This is a genomic window from Actinoplanes sp. L3-i22, from assembly GCF_019704555.1.
Classification (GTDB): domain Bacteria; phylum Actinomycetota; class Actinomycetes; order Mycobacteriales; family Micromonosporaceae; genus Actinoplanes.
Genome location: NZ_AP024745.1, coordinates 8141705 through 8156861 on the forward strand (window position 1 = coordinate 8141705; position 15157 = coordinate 8156861).

Genomic DNA, 15157 nt, shown 5'->3' on the forward strand with positions numbered 1-15157 from the left:
GATGCCGGAGAACCGGGATCCCCTGCGCTACTTCCGGGTCGAGGCGAAGGAGCTGGTCGAGGAGATCAGCTCCGGGGTGCTCGACCTGGACCAGCGGCCCGGCCCGGAGCCGGTGGCGAAGCTGCTGCGGGTGGCGCACACGCTCAAGGGCGCGGCCCGGGTGGTCCGGCAGAAGGACATCGCCGACCGGGCGCACGAGTTCGAGGAGATCCTGGTCCCGCACCGGGACGACCCGGCCGGGCTGGCCGAGTCCGACATGCGCGAGCTGCTGCGGCTCAACGACGTGATCAGCGCGCAGGTCGCCGCGCTGTCCCAGCCGCAACCCGCGCCCGCGCCGCCGGCGTCGTCGTCGGCTGCTGTTGCTGCTGAGGAGACACCGGTCCCGGCGCCGGACGAGGAGCACGAGCCGATCGCCCCGCGCTCCACCACCGAGGACCTCGACGACCTGCTGGACTCGATCGGGGAGGCGAACGCCCGGATGGCCCCGCTGCGCCTGGGCTGCCACACCCTGGAGCGCCTACACCGCGACGCCGAGACGCTCGCCGAGCAGATGCGCGGCGGCCGGACCTCGCCCGGCCTCACCCGGGCGACCGCCCAGCGGCTGGCCGGCGAGCTGGGCACCGCCGGGCGGCGGCTGATCGACGCGGTGGACCGGATCGAACGGGAGCTCGACGACGTCCGGGCCAAGGCGGAGGGCCTGCGCCTGGTGCCGGCCGGCAGCATCTTCACGGCGCTGCGCCGGGCGGTCCGGGACGCGGCCGACGGTGACGGCAAGAAGGTCCGGTTCGGCACCGTCGGCGCCGAGGTGAAGATGGGCTCGCACCTGCTCGGCCCGATCAGCGCCGCGTTCCTGCACGTGGTCCGCAACGCCGTGGTGCACGGGATCGAACCGGCCGCGGAACGGCTGACCGCGGGCAAGCCGGCCGAGGGGACGATCACCTTCGAGGTGGAGCGGCGCGGCCGGTTCGCGGCGTTCCGCTGCACCGACGACGGACGCGGGTTCGACGTGGCCGCGCTGCAGGCCAAGGCGCGGGCCCGGGGCTCGGTGGTGACCGGCGAGGCGGAGGTCCTCGAGCTGGTCATGCACGGCGGGCTGAGCACCTCGAAGGCGGTGACCGAGGTGTCCGGCCGGGCGATCGGGATGGACGTGGTCCGCGACATCGCCGCGCAGCTGCACGGCGAGGTGAAGATCCGCAGCACCGCCGGGGCCGGCGCGATCGTCGAGCTGATCGTGCCGCTCGCCCTGCTGAGCATGACCGGGCTGCTGGTCGAGGCGGGCGGCACGGTCGCGTCGCTGCCGCTGGACTCGGTACGGGCCTGCGTACGGCTGAGCGCCACCGAGGCGGCCACCGCGGCGGCCACCGGCAAACTCGTCTACCAGGACACCGCCGCGCCGTTCCGGCCGCTGGTGGAGACGCTCTACACCGGGCGGGCGGTGCCGGACTCGGCCGGCGCGGGCGCCGCCGTGATGCTGGAGGCCGGCGACGGCACCGTCGCGGTCGGCGTGGACCGGCTCTGCGGCACGCACGCCCTGGTCGCCCGGCCGCTGCCGGACCTGGCCCCGTCCACCCGGGCGATCGGCAGCGTCTCGGTGGACGCGGACGGCAACCCGCGCCTGGTGCTCGACCCGGACGGGCTGGCCGCCGAGATGCTGCGCGGCGACGCGGACGGCGGCCGGGCGGCGATCGCCACGATGGCGCCCCCGCTGCCGATCCTGGTCGTCGACGACTCGCTGACCACCCGGATGCTGGAGCGCAGCATCCTGGAGTCGGCCGGCTACCAGGTCGATCTGGCCGCCTCCGGCGAGGAGGGCCTGGAACGGGCCCGGTCCCGCCGGTACGGCCTGTTCCTCACCGACATCGACATGCCCGGCATCGACGGCTTCACGTTCGTCGAGCGGACCCGGGCCGATCCGGACCTGGCCGGGGTGCCGGCGATCCTGGTCAGCTCCCGGGCCAGCGCCGCCGACCGGGACCGCGGGATCCGGGCCGGGGCCAGCGCGTACGTCGTCAAGGGCGAGTTCGACCAGGAGCAGTTGCTCACCCACATCCGCGGGCTGGTGGTACGGGCATGATCCGGGTTCTGGTGGTCGAGGACTCCGCGACCATGCGCTACCACCTGCGCGAGGCCCTCACCGAGGACCCGGAGCTGCAGGTGGTCGGCGAGGCGGTGACCGGTGAGCAGGCCGTCGAGATGACCGGCCGGCTGCGCCCGGACGTGATCACGATGGACATGATGCTGCCCGGGATCAGCGGGCTGCAGGCGACCGAGCACATCATGGCCGAGCACCCGACGCCGATCCTGGTGGTCTCGTCGGCGGACCGGCAGGAGCTGTTCAGCACGTACAACGCGCTGGCCGCGGGCGCGGTGGACGTGATGGAGAAGCCGCGCGGCGACGAGTCGGACGCGGACTGGTCGCCCCGGCTGCGCCGGACGCTGCGGATGGTGTCCCGGATCCGGGTGATCACCCACCCGCGGGCGCGGCTGGACGGCCGGGCCAAGCCGGCCCCCGCGCCCACGCCGCCGGCCCCGGTCACTCCCCCGCACCCGAGCGCGATGGCGGTGGTCGCGATCGGCTCGTCGACCGGTGGCCCGGCCGCGCTCACCGAGCTGCTGCGCGAGCTGCCGGCGAACTTCCGGACCCCGGTGCTGTGCGTGCAGCACATCGCGGCCAGCGAGCAGTTCGCGGTGGCGTTCTCCGACTGGCTGGCCGGGCAGACCGGGCGCAACGTGCGCTACGCGCAGGACGGCGTCCCGGTGCGCTCGCTCGCCGGCCAGGTCCTGCTCGCCCCGCCGGACCGTCACGTGTACCTCCGGGACCACGTGATCCGGCTCTCCGACGGCCCGCCCCGGCACTCCTGCCGGCCCTCGGTCGACGTGCTGTTCGAGTCGGTCGCCGCCGAGTACGGCGCGATGGCGGCCGGCTGCCTGCTCACCGGCATGGGCCGGGACGGCGCGCTCGGGCTGCTGCAGATGCGCAAGCGGGGCGCGATCACGTTCGCCCAGGACGAGCACTCGTGCACGGTCTACGGCATGCCCCGGGAGGCGGCGCTGATCGGCGCGGCGATGCACATCCTGCCGCCGGCCCGGATCTCGGCCCGGCTGGCCGAGCTGCATCCCGCGGCGGTCCGCCGATGAGCCCGACCGTGCTGATCGTCGACGACAGCCTGACCGTGCGGATGGACCTGAACGACGCGTTCTCCGACGACGGGTTCACCACGATCCTGTGCGCGACCGGCGCGGAGGCCCGCAAGGCGTTCACCACCGCCGAGTTCGACGCGGCGATCCTGGACGTGCTGCTGCCCGACGCGGACGGCCTGGAGCTGCTCACCGAGCTGCGCGGCTCGGCCGGGCACGTGGGCGTGGTGACCATGCTGCTGTCGGTGGAGAGCGAGGTCGCCGACCGGCTGGCCGGGCTGCGGATCGGCGCGGACGAGTACGTGGGCAAGCCGTACGACGCCGGTTACGTGGTCGCCCGCACCCGGCAGCTGCTCGGCGAGCAGATCTCCGCCCGGACCGGCGACGGCAGCCCGACGATCCTGGTGATCGACGACAGCATGACGTTCCGCGAACAGCTGCGCGAGCTGCTGGAGCCGGAGGGGTACGCGGTGATCACCGCCAACGGCGGCGAGGAGGGCCTGCGGATGGCCGCCGACCGCCGCCCGCACGCGGTGATCGTGGACGGCGTGATGCCGGGCATCGACGGCGCCACGGTGATCCGCCGGATCCGGCTCGACCCGGCGCTGCGCGACACCCCGTGCCTGCTGATGACCGCGGCCGACGACTACGCCACCGAGATGCAGATGCTGGACGCCGGCGCCGACGCGTTCGTCCGCAAGCAGCAGGACCTGGCGGTGGTCCTGGCGAAGCTGGCCGCGGTGCTGCGGCAGTCCGCCGAGACGCTGCCGATCGAGGCGCTCGGCAGCCTGCACGGGCCGGGCAAGGTGTTCACGGTCAGCCCGGCCCGCGCCGACCTGGAGGACTGGGCGGACGCGCTGCGCGCCGACGGGTACGACATCGTCGCCTGCACCGGCGTCGCCGACGCCCTGGCCCTGCTCGCCGAGCAGACCGCCGACTGCATCGTGCTCGGCGTCGACGGCGACCTGCCGGCCGCCCGCGAGGCCTGTCACCGGATCCGCGAGGTGCCGCAGATCGGCGAGATCCCGCTGGTCATGACCGGGGTCGAGGACGCCATGCTGGACTGCCTGGCGGCCGGCGCCGACGACTACGTCCGCGCCGACGACGTCCCCGAGGGCCTGCGCGTGCACGTCCGCGCCCAGATCCGGCGCAAGCAGACGCACGACGAGTCGCGCCGGATCCGCGAGGAGCTGATGCGCCGCGAGCTGGACGCGGCCGAGGAGCGGGCGGCCCGGCAGCTGGCCGAGACCCGGGCGGCGCTGGTCGAGGAGCTGGAGTGGCGCAACCGGGAGCTGGAGGCGTTCTCCGGCTCGGTCTCCCACGACCTGCGCGGCCCGCTGCAGGTGATCAGCAGTTTCGCCGAGCACATGCTGGACGAGGCGGACGACGAGGAGCTCGGCGAGCAGACCCGGCACCGGATCACCCGGATCCACGCGGCCGCGCTGCGGATGGCCGACCTGGTCGAGTCGCTGCTGATCCTGGCCCGGGCCAGCCGCGGCGAGCTGCGCCGGACCACGTTCGACATGACCGCGACGGCCCGTCAGGTGTGCGCCGAGGTGGCCGGCCGGGATCCCGAGCACAAGGTGGAGTTCCAGGTCCAGGACGACATGTCGGCCGACGCCGACGAGGGCCTGGTCCGGGTGATCCTGGAGAACCTGATCAACAACGCGGTGAAGTTCACCCGCAAGGTCGAGCAACCGGTGATCATCGTCGGATGCGAGCAGGGCGATTATTTCGTACGGGACAATGGGGCCGGTTTTCCGGCGGGGAAGGCCGGCGAGCTGTTCCGTCCCTTCGCCCGCCTGCACGACGCCCGGGATTTCCCCGGCACCGGCATCGGCCTGACCACGGTGCACCGCGCGGTGGAACGCCACGGCGGCGAGATCCGGGCGGACGGCGAGGAGGGCCAGGGCGCGACCTTCCGCTTCACGCTGCCACCGACCGAGTCCCCGCCCGGCCCGGAGCGGCGCGGCCAGCCCCGCCGCTCCGGTTGACGGAAAGGATCAGCCGACGTACGCGAGGCCGTCCGAGACCACGGTCGGCCGCCCGCTGGTGCCGGCCACCACGACCACCACCGTGTGCTTCTTCGCGCTGAACGACTTCACCCACACGGCCTGCCGGTACTTCGTCGAGCTGGACCGGGTGTCGACCGTGGCGATCTTCTTGCCGTCCAGGTAGACGTCCGCCCTACCGGTCGCCGCCCCGCGGGAGAACAGCAGCGCGGCGGCCCGCCCGGTGAACGTGTAGGTCAGCTTGGTGTTCTTCTTCGTCGCCGAGAGCGCCTTGCCACCCAGATAGTTGCTCGACTTGCGGGTGGTCCAGGTCCCGGTCTTCTTGGCCGAGGTCTCGGCGAGCAGCGAGGTCTTGCGGGCCACGCTCACCGTCCGGAGGTTGCCCGGCACGTCCCGCGCGGTCAGCGTGAACGTCGTGCTCACGCCCGGCTTGACGCCGGTGTACCAGGCCGTCCCGGCGACCGGCAGGTTCGCCTTGGCCGGCTTGCTCGCGGTCACCGTGTAGACCTTGACGTTGTCGGTCGCCCGGTAGCCGACGGTCACCAGCGCCGAGGTGGCCGAGTAGGTGCCGGTGCGCAGCACCACGGTCGGCGTGGTCAGGCCGGGCGCGGTCACGTCGGCGATCACTTTGTAGGCCGCGGTCACCGCGGTGCCGCCGGCGACGTGCGTGGCCCGGACCTGGACGGTGTGCCCGCCCGGGGCCAGCGGGATCGCGCTGCCGCGAGCGGTGCCCGGCAGGGTGGTGGCGACCTTGCCGTCGACCAGCACGTCGAACCGGCCGATCTGGTCGGACGGGGTGGTCACCGTCCAGTCGAAGGTGACCGCGGTCCGCACGTAGAACACCCCGCCCATCGACAGGCCCCCGGCCAGCGACTTCCCGGCCAGCCCGGTGATCTGCTGGTTGGACCGTGCCCGGATGGTGTTCAGCTGCGCGTACAGGTTGGTGCCGGGGCACTCGGTCAGGTAGCCGCCGGACGCGCTCCGCTCGCCGTCCTTGTGCCCGGCGATCCGCGGGAACGTGACGCTGGAGTTGATCGGCCAGTACCGGTCGCCGACCCCCTCGGTCATCGCCGTGGAGCTGGCCGGGTTGTATCCGTAGGCGCCCAGCCGGGCCGCCGCGACCTGCGCGATCGTGGTCATCGCCGGGTCCGAGGGGGTGGCCGTGGTGTAGTCGCCGAGCAGCGCGATCCCGACCGAGGCGGTGTTGAAGCCGACCGTGTGCGCGCCGATGACCGCGTTCGTGACGCCGCCCTTGCGGCCCTCGAACAGGGTGCCGCACGGGTCGACCAGGAAGTTGTACCCCATGTCGGCCAGGCCCTTGACCTTGACGTCGTTGACCTGGATCCCGCGGACCACGGATGCCGACTGGGCGCAGGTGTAGGCGTTGCCGAAGCCGGTGTGGTGCACCCAGACCATCTTGGCCTGGCTGGCGACGTCGATGGAGTACTTGACCAGGCTCTCGTCGGCGCTCCAACCGGCCCGCGACACGTAGGCCGGCAGCTGGGCCTTGACCGGGACGGTCGAGCTCGGCACCGGCACCGCGGTGGTCCCGGTCGGCGCGACGGTCGTGGTCATCGTCGCGGCGGTGGTGACCGGCGGGACCGTGGCCGGCGGCGCCTCGGTCGTCTCCGCCGGCACCGGAACCGTGGTCGGGTCGGTCGGCAGGTCGCTGACCGGCGGGTTGGTCGGCTCGGTGGTCTCCTCGCCGGCCGGCGGCTCGGACGGGCTCTCGGTGACCGACGGGCTGGGGTCGACGGTCTCGCCGCCGCCCTGACCACCGGTCCTACCGCCCTTGGCGTCGGTGTCGATCAGGTTGACCTGGAGTTCGTCCGGCAGCTTCCCGGTCCCGGCGATCCGGGCCGCGACGCCGTCGGCGAGGCCGGTCCAGATCGGGTCGGTCGCGCCGTGCGCACGGGCCGCCTCGTCCGGCCGGTCCGCGGCGGCCTCGGCCACCCCGAGGGTCTGCCAGGTGGACCACCTACCGGTGGCGGCGCTGCGGGTGCGGACCTGGATGGCGCCCCGCGGCGCGTCGGCCGGGTCCGCCCAGGAGACGCTGACCATGCTGAACTTCCGGGTGGACCGCTGCGGGAGCTCGGACCGGCCGGCCAGGTCGAGCGAGTCGACCTCGGCGTGCAGCTCGGGCCGCACGGCGGCCGGGTCCGGCGGGACGGTCGAGATGGTGACCTCGGCGGCGGGCCGGTCACCCGGACCGGACGGCCAGGTCAGCGCCGCTGTTCCGCCGGCTGCGGCGAGCACGGCCAGGGCCGTGCCCGCCACGATGGACTGCCGCCGATTCATCCCCGTACCCCCGCATGATCTTGATTCCGGCGGCGGTGAGGGTACCTGAGAATTGTTCCTATTCGGTGCCGAGGGCGGTGACCGGGCTGACCCGTGCCGCCCGGCGGGCCGGGAGCACCCCGGCCAGCGCGGTCAGCGCCACCAGGATCAGGAACGCGGCGGCCAGCTGCCAGACCGGGACCGCGAGCGGCGCGTTCACGCCGATCGCCTGCAACGCCAGCCAGGCGTAGGGCACACCGAGCGCCAGGCCGAGGACCGCGCCGATCACGCCGTAGAGCGCGGACTCGGCGGTGAGCATGGCCCGCAGCCCGCCGCGGGACATCCCGATCGCCCGGAGCAGCCCGGACTCGCGGACCCGCTCGACCACCGACAGCGCGGTGGTGGCGCCGACGCCGACCACCGCGATCAGCACGGTCAGCCCGATCAGGCCGAGCGCGATGCCGAGCAGGATGGCCAGGTCCGAGTTGAGGTTGTCGCGCTGGTCGGCGAGCACCTCGACGCCGAAGTCGGTGTTGCCGCCGCTCGCCGCGCGCATCGCCCGCAGCGCCTCGGTCCGCGCGGTCGCGCCGTCGGCGGACGCGTCGGCGAGCATCCCGGAGTACCCGGCGCCCATCCCCATCGCGGTCAGGTCGGTCGGCGTGACCAGCAGGCCGGCGTGCAGCGGTGCGTCGTCGCCGAGCACCGCGACGATCGTCAGGCCGACCGTCTTCTTACCGTTGTGCACCTGCACGGTGTCGCCGAGCCCCAGGTTCGCCATCTCGGCCAGGTAGCGGGCGAGCACCGCGCCACCCGGCCGCAGGTCGCTCACCGAGCCGGCCCGGACGTCCAGGTCCCGCAGCCGGGGCAGCGCGGTCACGTCCAGGTCGGTGATCGGCACCTGGTCGAGCTGGGCGATCCTGGCGGTGGTCAGCCGCCGGTACGGCGTGACCCGGGTCAGCTCCTTACTCGCCTTGGCCCGGTCCACGAACCCGTTCGGCAGCGTGGTGCCCTCGCCGCCGACCATCTCGAAGTCGGCCGGGGCGGACGCGGCCAGCTCCCGGTTGCCGAGCGCCCGGATCGACGCCCCGCCGACCAGCACCCCGGCGACCAGGGTGACGCCGAGCGCGACCACCACCGACACCGCGGCGGCCCGGCGGGCGCTGCCGCCCACCCCGCCGACGGCGAGCCGGCCGACCGGTCCGAGCCGGCGCAGCGGCCAGCCGGCGACCGCGAGCACCGGCCGGACCAGCACCGGGCCGAGCGCGATCAGCGCGACGAAGGCCAGCGCGCCGGAGACCACCACGGCCAGCAGCATGGTCTGCGCGTCGTAGTTCTCCTCGTTCGGCCCGGGCAGGTTGGTGTACACGTAGAACGCCGCGGCCAGCGCGGCGGCCAGCGGCAGCAGCCCGGCGATCCAGCGCAGCACGCCGATCCCGGTGCGGGCGCCGGTCCCGGCCGCGGTCCGCAGCGCCTCCAGGGGCGCCACCCGGGAGGCGGAGATCGCCGGGGCCAGCACCGCGACCACCGAGATCACCACGGCCAGCAGCACCGTGCCGAGCGCGGGCAGCACCGGCAGACCGGGGCTGAGCACGGGCCAGCCGAACGCCCGGGCCGCGGCCGGCACGAGATGCCCGGCGGCGAGCGCGGCGAGCACCCCGGTCACGCCGGTGACCAGGCCGGTCAGCGCGCCCTCGGCGGCCAGGGCGCGGAACGTCGCGCCGCGGCCGGCGCCGACCGCCCGGAGCAGGGCGAGCTGCCGCATCCGCTGGGCGAAGACGATCCGGAACGTGCTGGCGGCGATCAGGCCGGCCGCCGCGACGGCGATCCCGACGAACATCCCGACCACCGCGAACAGCTGGTCGATCTGGCTCGCCGCGACGCGGGCCTCGGCCAGCCGGACGTCGGCCCCCGTGGCCACCTCCGGCCGGTCCTCCGGCTTCGCGCCGGCGAACAGCGCGGCCACCTGGTCCTGTACCGCCCCCGCGTCGGTGCCGGCGTCCACGTCCACGTCGACCTGCTGCACGTAGTGCTCGGTGACCAGCGGGAACAGGGTGGTCGCCGGGGCGTACGCGTCGTACCCGAAGTCCTCCGGCGCGGTCACCACCCCGACCACCGTGAGCGGCGTCTTCTTGCCGTTGCCGGTGTCGGCGGTCGCGGTCGCGCCCACGGTCAGGCCGAGCAGCTGGACCGTGCGCGGGGTGATCGCGATCTCGCCGGCCGCGGCCGGGTAGCGGCCCTCGGTGACCTTCACCAGCGCGAGCGGGCCGCTGCCCGGGTCGGCGGTCAGGTTCAGGTACTGCCCGCCCAGCTGGGCGCCGATGCCCATCCGCGCGGCGGTCCGGGAGACGCCCGGGATCGCGGTGATCGCGGCGAGCTGCTTGTCGTCGATGCTGCCGTTGCGGACGACCAGGTCGGCCGCCTCCGGGGTGCCGCTCAGACCGGCCAGGATGCTGCGCTCGGTGATCTGCTGGGCGAGCACGGTCGCGAAGACCACGAACGAGGCGACCAGGACGGCCAGGCCGGTCAGCAACAGGCGCGACGGCCGACGGGTGACGCCGGCCAACTGCGTACGCAAAATGGTGTTCATCGGGCCGCCGCCAGGGACTGGAGAGCGTCGGTGACCGACGCGATGTCGGGGTTGTGGATCTCCCCGGCGAGCCGGCCGTCGGCGAGCAGCACCACCCGGTCGGCGTAGGCCGCCGCCCCCGCGTCGTGGGTGACCATCACGATCGTCTGGCCGAGGTTGCGGGCCGAGTCGCGCAGCAGGCCGAGCACCTCGGCACCGGAACGCGAGTCCAGGTTGCCGGTCGGCTCGTCGGCGAAGAGCACCTCGGGGCGGGCGACCAGCGCGCGGGCCAGGGCGACCCGCTGCTGCTGGCCGCCGGAGAGCTCGCTGGGCAGATGCCCGAGCCGCCCGGCCAGCCCGAGCGTGGTGACCAGCCGGTCCAGCAGCTCGGCGTCCGGCTTCTTCCCGCCCAGGTCGAGCGGGAGCGTGATGTTGCGCTCGGCGGTCAGCTGCGGCAGCAGGTTGAACGACTGGAAGACGAAGCCGATCCGCTCCCGGCGCACCTTGGTGAGCACCTTGTCGGACTGCTTGGTCAGGTCGCTGCCGCCGAGCAGGACCTGCCCGGAGGTGGCGGTGTCCAGACCGGCGAGGCAGTGCATCAGGGTGGACTTGCCGGACCCGGACGGGCCCATGATCGCGGTGAACCGGGCGCGCTCGAAGCCGACCGTCACGCCGTCGAGAGCACGTACCGCGGTGTCGCCGGAGCCGTACACCTTCACCAGGTCGACGGCCGCGACCGCCGCCAGGGCGTCGTGGCCCGACTGTCGTGAGGACTGCGTCTGCATGGAAGCTCCAAGAAAGCGGTGAACCGGACGGACGGAATCCTGTTCGATCGACCCCGGTGCGCGCATCCGCTCACAGGCAGGCTTCAGGTTCGCCCGGGTCTAACTTTCGGCCGATGGTGACCGGTTCCCGGCCGCCTACGCTGGGTCACGATGAATCGCATTCTCGTGGGCGTCCTGCAGGTCGCCGGCCTGGCCGGGATGGCCGCGTTCGGGCTGATCGACATGAGCGCCGGCCTCACCTCCAGCCCGCTCCTCGGCGTGCAGGTGGCGCTGGCGATGGTGGTCGCCGCGGTCTGGCTGCCGCACTACCGGCCCGGGTCGACGCTGCTGCCGCTGGCCACGATCGGGGTCTCCGGCGTCTCCCTGCTGGTCACCGCGGGGCTGGCGCTGACCGATCCGTACGGCGGGGTGTGGGGCATCGCCGAGTCGGCCGGGCTGCTGGTCCTGCTGACCGTGGTGGCCCGCAACGCCCGGCCGGACTGGGCGGTGCTGGCCCTGGTCGCGGCCGGCGCGGCGGTCAGCGTGATGCCGCTGCGCGCCGGGCACACCACCATCTACGGCACGTTCTGCCTGATCCAGGCGCTGGCCGCGGCCGGCGCGATCGGCTTCGGCGTCACCCTGCGGACGATGTCCGGCAACCGGCAGCGGGCCCTCGACTCGGTCCGCGCCGAGCAGCGCGCCGAGTTCGCCCGCGACCTGCACGACTTCATCGCCCACCACGTGACCGGCATCGTCGTACAGGCCCAGGGCGCCCGGTTCATCGCCGAGCAGGACCCGAAGCGGGTGCTGCTGGCCCTGGAGCAGATCGAGCAGGCCGGCACCGAGACGATGGCGTCGATGCGCCGGATGGTCGGCGTGCTGCGCGACCCGGAGTCGAAGCCGGACGCCCCGCTCGCCCCGGTCGCCGGCGTCCCCGAGCTGTACCTGCTGACCGACCAGTTCACCGCGGCCGGCGGCCCGCCCGCGCGCCTGCACCTGGAGGGCGACCCGCACGGCCTGCCGGTCGAGGTGTCCACCTCGGTCTACCGGATCGTGATGGAGGCGCTGACCAACGCCCGCCAGCACGCCCCGCAGGCCACGGTCGTCGACGTCTGGGTCCGCCGGGCCCGGGACCAGCTGCTCCTGCGGGTCGCCAACGACGGCCCGGCGCCGCGCCCCTCGCTGGACCGGCCGGGGTACGGTCTGGTCGGCCTCACCGAGCGGGTCCGCGCGGCCGGCGGCCGGATCTCGTCCGGGCCGGGCGTCGACGGCGGCTGGGTCGTCGACGCGGTCTTCCCCCTGCCGTAGGACTTCCCACTGTCGTAGGAGCTACTCAGAGTGATACGCGTGCTTGTCGCGGACGACCAGGCGATGGTCCGCACCGGCTTCGGCATGATCATCGGCGCCCAGCCGGACATGGAGGTCGTCGGCGAGGCGGCCGACGGCGTCGAGGCGGTCGAGCTGGCCCGCCGCCTGCGCCCGGACGTCGCCCTGTTCGACATCCGGATGCCGCGGATGGACGGCCTCCAGGCGCTGCGCCTGCTCGCCGGCCCGGGCGTCACCGACCCGATCCGGGTGGTCGTGGTCACCACCTTCGACCTGGACGAATACGTCCATCAGGCGCTCCGCAACGGCGCGGCCGGCTTCCTGCTCAAGGACTCCGGCCCGGCCCTGCTGGTCGAGGCGGTCCGCGCCGCGGTCTCCGGCGACGCCCTGATCAGCCCGTCGATCACGGTCCGCCTGCTGGAACACCTCTCCCAGCCGGCCCCGAAGGGCGACGACGGCGGCCTCTCCCCACGCGAGCTCGAGGTGGTCCGGCTGATCGCCCGCGGCCGCACCAACGCGGAGATCGCCGCCGAACTGTTCATCTCGATCGGCACGGTCAAGACCCACCTGGGCAGCGTCCAGTCCAAGATCGGCGCCCGCAACCGCGTCGAGGTGGCCGCCTGGGCCTGGGAACGCCGCCTGGTCAGCTGACACCCTTCCGCTCCCCCGAAAAATCAAGATCAAATTCTTCATTGCCACGGCTGCGGCCAATAACTGATCGCCGCTCCCGCGGGGACCCTTCCGGGCCTCGCAAGGGCGCCGGGGCGCCCAAAACACGAGACCCACAAGGGCGACGTCCGCGGGTGGTTGCGCTCTACCCCAAGATCCAAACCCTGGGAGTCATCCCCACCGCCGGGCGGGTCTGCGGCTGGCGGTCAGGGGTGACTCAACTGCACTGAGGCACCCCCTGACTGCCAGCCGGTCGGCCGCGGCTGGCGGTCAGCGGTGCCTCGACCGGGCTGAGGCACCCCTGACCGCCAGCCGGGAGCTTGCGCGACGGCGGAGCGCGCCCACGGCGTACCTCCAAGGCAACCGCAATCGGCAACTCCCGCAAGGGGCGGCCGCAGCCGCGACCGACAGCGGGCGGTGCCTGGCAAGCAAAACAGCGAGCAGGCCGCCACCGTGACCGACCAGCGGGCGGCACGGGCCGGCAAGCCACCAGCACCCGCCGCCGCCAAGATCAAGCGGCGTTGACCAGCTCTTTTGCGGGCGCAGTGCGGACCGGGCGGGTAGAGAGCCAGCAACCGGCGACGATCAAGAGGAAGCCGGCGACCGTGCCGATGCCCACCGGCTCGCTCAGCAGCGCCACCCCGAGGACCGCCGCCACCACCGGGTTGACGTAGGTGACCAGCCCGGCCTTGTTCGACCCGGCCAGCGCGATCAACCGGTAGAAGGCCAGCATCGCGAGCGCCGTGCAGAGCACCCCGAGCCCGGCCAGCGCCAGCCACGCGTGCGCGCCGACCGAGCCCGCCGACGGCAGCCGGAACAGCGCGAACGGGATCAGGACCAGGGTGCTGATCCCGGTCGTCCCGGCGGTCAGCGCGTCCGGCGGCAGGTCGGACAGCCGCTGCTGGACGAGCTTCGTCGCGTAGGCGTAGCTGAGCGCGGCGAGCAGCACCATCCCGGCGCCGATCATGCCCCAGCGGTCGCCGGACACGTCCAGCCCGACCAGCACGACCACCCCGGCGAACCCGGCGACCAGGCCGGCGATCCGGATCCCGGTGATCGGCTCGGAGCCGGCCATCATCAGCGCGATGACGACCGGCTCGATCGCGATCAGGATGCCGGTCAGGGACGAGCTGATGTGCGTCTCGCCGTACGTGATCAGCAGGAACGGCCCGACGATGTGCACCGCCGCGAGCCCGGCCACCACGCCGAGGTGCCCGCGGAGCGCGCCCAGGGTGCCGCGGATCAGCGCGACCGGGATGAGGCAGGCCGCGCCGATGGCACACCGGCCGGCGACGACGAGCAGCGGCGAGAGGTCGTCGATAGCGATCTTGATGAGGAAGTACGGGATGCCCCAGAGCACGGACACCAGGATGAAGAGGAGCCAGGCACGACGATTCACAAGCACCACCCTGCTCCCGTACGGTAGTTAGCGGTAGTAGTGACTTGGTGACGACGTACTAAGGAAATCTAATGATCGACTCGCGTCGGTTGCAGGTGCTCTCCGAGGTCGCCCGGCACGGCAGCTTCAACCGGGCCGCCGCCGAGCTGCGGCTCACGCCGTCCGCGGTGAGTCAGCAGATCAGTGCGCTGGAGCGCGGCCTGGGCACGCCGGTGGTCCGGCGCAGCACCCGCGGGGTCGAGCTGACCGAGGCCGGCCTGGTCCTGATCGACGCCGCCGAGGCGATCAGCGCCGAGCTGGTCACCGCCCAGCGCGAGATCGACCGGCTGGCCACCGCCCGCACCGGCAAACTGACCGTCGCCACCTTCACCAGCGGCGGCCAGCGCCTGCTGCCGGCCGCGCTGACCCGGTTCACCGCCGCGTTCCCGGGCGTCGAGCTGACCGTGATCGAGTGCGAGCCGGAGGAGAGCCTGCCCCTGGTCCGTTCCGGGGCGGCCGAGCTGGCGCTGGCGTATTACTTCACCGGCCCGCCCCCGATCGTCGACGGCGACCGTTCCGGCCTGGTCTGGACCCCGGTCCTGGACGATCCGATGTATATCGTGATGCCCGCCGACCATCCGCTGGCCGGCTCGTCCTCGCTGGGGATCGGCGACCTGGGCGGCGAGCGCTGGGTGCACGGCTGCATCGGCCAGAGCGACATGATGGAGCACTACGCGGCGCTGGCCGGCGTCGAGCTGCGCGCCGCCTGCCGCGGGACGGACTACCAGTTCGCCCAGTCCCTGGTCCGCGCGGGCGTCGGCATCAGCTCGATTCCCGAGGTCGCCCTGACCAGCGACCCGGCCGGCCTGGTCGCGGTCCCGATGCGCCCGCCGGGCCCGTGCCGCTACATCGGCGTGGTGACCCCGAAGCGCCGGCCGTCCACCCTGGCCACCAGCCTGCTGGACACTCTGCAGGAGGCGATCCGCCGGCTCACTCCGAACCCGCTGACCCGCCGCTGAGGGCCTGC

The 15157-nt window shown here is 73.5% G+C and carries 10 protein-coding genes; 6 read left to right on the top strand and 4 right to left on the bottom strand.

The window, feature by feature from the left end; all coding sequences use genetic code 11:
• Position 1: 1 nt before the first annotated feature.
• From L3i22_RS36590 to L3i22_RS36600, 3 genes are read left to right on the top strand one after another with little or no spacing between them, the layout of a single operon-like run.
• Positions 2-2074 (top strand): response regulator, encoded by a 2073-nt coding sequence (locus tag L3i22_RS36590; RefSeq protein ID WP_221322041.1) that lies wholly within the window; start codon positions 2-4, stop codon positions 2072-2074.
• Positions 2071-3138 (top strand): chemotaxis-specific protein-glutamate methyltransferase CheB, encoded by a 1068-nt coding sequence (gene cheB, locus L3i22_RS36595; RefSeq protein WP_221322042.1) that lies wholly within the window; start codon positions 2071-2073, stop codon positions 3136-3138. Before L3i22_RS36590 ends, cheB begins: the two co-directional genes overlap by 4 nt.
• Positions 3135-5132 (top strand): response regulator, encoded by a 1998-nt coding sequence (locus L3i22_RS36600; protein ID WP_221322043.1) that lies wholly within the window; start codon positions 3135-3137, stop codon positions 5130-5132. Before cheB ends, L3i22_RS36600 begins: the two co-directional genes overlap by 4 nt.
• Before the next feature lie 9 nt (positions 5133-5141).
• Here the strand turns inward: L3i22_RS36600 and L3i22_RS36605 are convergent, their stop codons facing one another.
• Genes L3i22_RS36605 through L3i22_RS36615 form a run of 3 tightly spaced genes read right to left on the bottom strand, consistent with a single transcriptional unit; the run spans position 5142 to position 10778 of the window.
• On the bottom strand, positions 5142-7448 hold the full coding sequence (locus tag L3i22_RS36605) for an N-acetylmuramoyl-L-alanine amidase (RefSeq protein WP_221322044.1): 2307 nt from the start codon (positions 7446-7448) through the stop codon (positions 5142-5144).
• 58 nt (positions 7449-7506) lie between these two features.
• The gene (locus L3i22_RS36610; protein ID WP_221322045.1) at positions 7507-10014 is read right to left on the bottom strand and encodes an FtsX-like permease family protein; all 2508 of its coding nucleotides are present in this window, start codon (positions 10012-10014) and stop codon (positions 7507-7509) included.
• Positions 10011-10778 (bottom strand): ABC transporter ATP-binding protein, encoded by a 768-nt coding sequence (locus L3i22_RS36615; protein ID WP_221322046.1) that lies wholly within the window; start codon positions 10776-10778, stop codon positions 10011-10013. Before L3i22_RS36615 ends, L3i22_RS36610 begins: the two co-directional genes overlap by 4 nt.
• Positions 10779-10928: 150 nt before the next feature.
• Between L3i22_RS36615 and L3i22_RS36620 the strand changes: the two genes are divergently transcribed.
• The gene (locus L3i22_RS36620) at positions 10929-12065 is read left to right on the top strand and encodes a sensor histidine kinase (protein WP_221322047.1); all 1137 of its coding nucleotides are present in this window, start codon (positions 10929-10931) and stop codon (positions 12063-12065) included.
• 30 nt (positions 12066-12095) lie between these two features.
• Positions 12096-12734 carry a response regulator transcription factor gene (locus tag L3i22_RS36625; protein ID WP_221322048.1) on the top strand — a complete coding sequence of 213 codons (639 nt, stop codon included), beginning with the start codon at positions 12096-12098 and terminating at the stop codon, positions 12732-12734.
• Between the two features lie 529 nt (positions 12735-13263).
• Here the strand turns inward: L3i22_RS36625 and L3i22_RS36630 are convergent.
• Positions 13264-14151 (bottom strand): DMT family transporter, encoded by an 888-nt coding sequence (locus L3i22_RS36630; protein ID WP_221322049.1) that lies wholly within the window; start codon positions 14149-14151, stop codon positions 13264-13266.
• Between the two features lie 71 nt (positions 14152-14222).
• On the opposite strand from L3i22_RS36630, the gene L3i22_RS36635 reads away from it, so the two are divergent.
• Entirely contained in the window at positions 14223-15149 is a 927-nt protein-coding gene (locus L3i22_RS36635; protein ID WP_221322050.1) for a LysR family transcriptional regulator, read from the top strand.
• Positions 15150-15157: the final 8 nt, after the last annotated feature.

Excerpts from the sequence above, each read along its gene's own strand:
- L3i22_RS36590 (WP_221322041.1), top strand. The coding sequence starts at position 2 with ATGCCGGAGAACCGGGATCCCCTGCGCTACTTCCGGGTCGAGGCGAAG.
- cheB (WP_221322042.1), top strand. The coding sequence starts at position 2,071 with ATGATCCGGGTTCTGGTGGTCGAGGACTCCGCGACCATGCGCTACCAC.
- L3i22_RS36600 (WP_221322043.1), top strand. The coding sequence starts at position 3,135 with ATGAGCCCGACCGTGCTGATCGTCGACGACAGCCTGACCGTGCGGATG.
- L3i22_RS36605 (WP_221322044.1), bottom strand. The coding sequence starts at position 7,448 with ATGAATCGGCGGCAGTCCATCGTGGCGGGCACGGCCCTGGCCGTGCTC.
- L3i22_RS36610 (WP_221322045.1), bottom strand. The coding sequence starts at position 10,014 with ATGAACACCATTTTGCGTACGCAGTTGGCCGGCGTCACCCGTCGGCCG.
- L3i22_RS36615 (WP_221322046.1), bottom strand. The coding sequence starts at position 10,778 with ATGCAGACGCAGTCCTCACGACAGTCGGGCCACGACGCCCTGGCGGCG.
- L3i22_RS36620 (WP_221322047.1), top strand. The coding sequence starts at position 10,929 with ATGAATCGCATTCTCGTGGGCGTCCTGCAGGTCGCCGGCCTGGCCGGG.
- L3i22_RS36635 (WP_221322050.1), top strand. The coding sequence starts at position 14,223 with ATGATCGACTCGCGTCGGTTGCAGGTGCTCTCCGAGGTCGCCCGGCAC.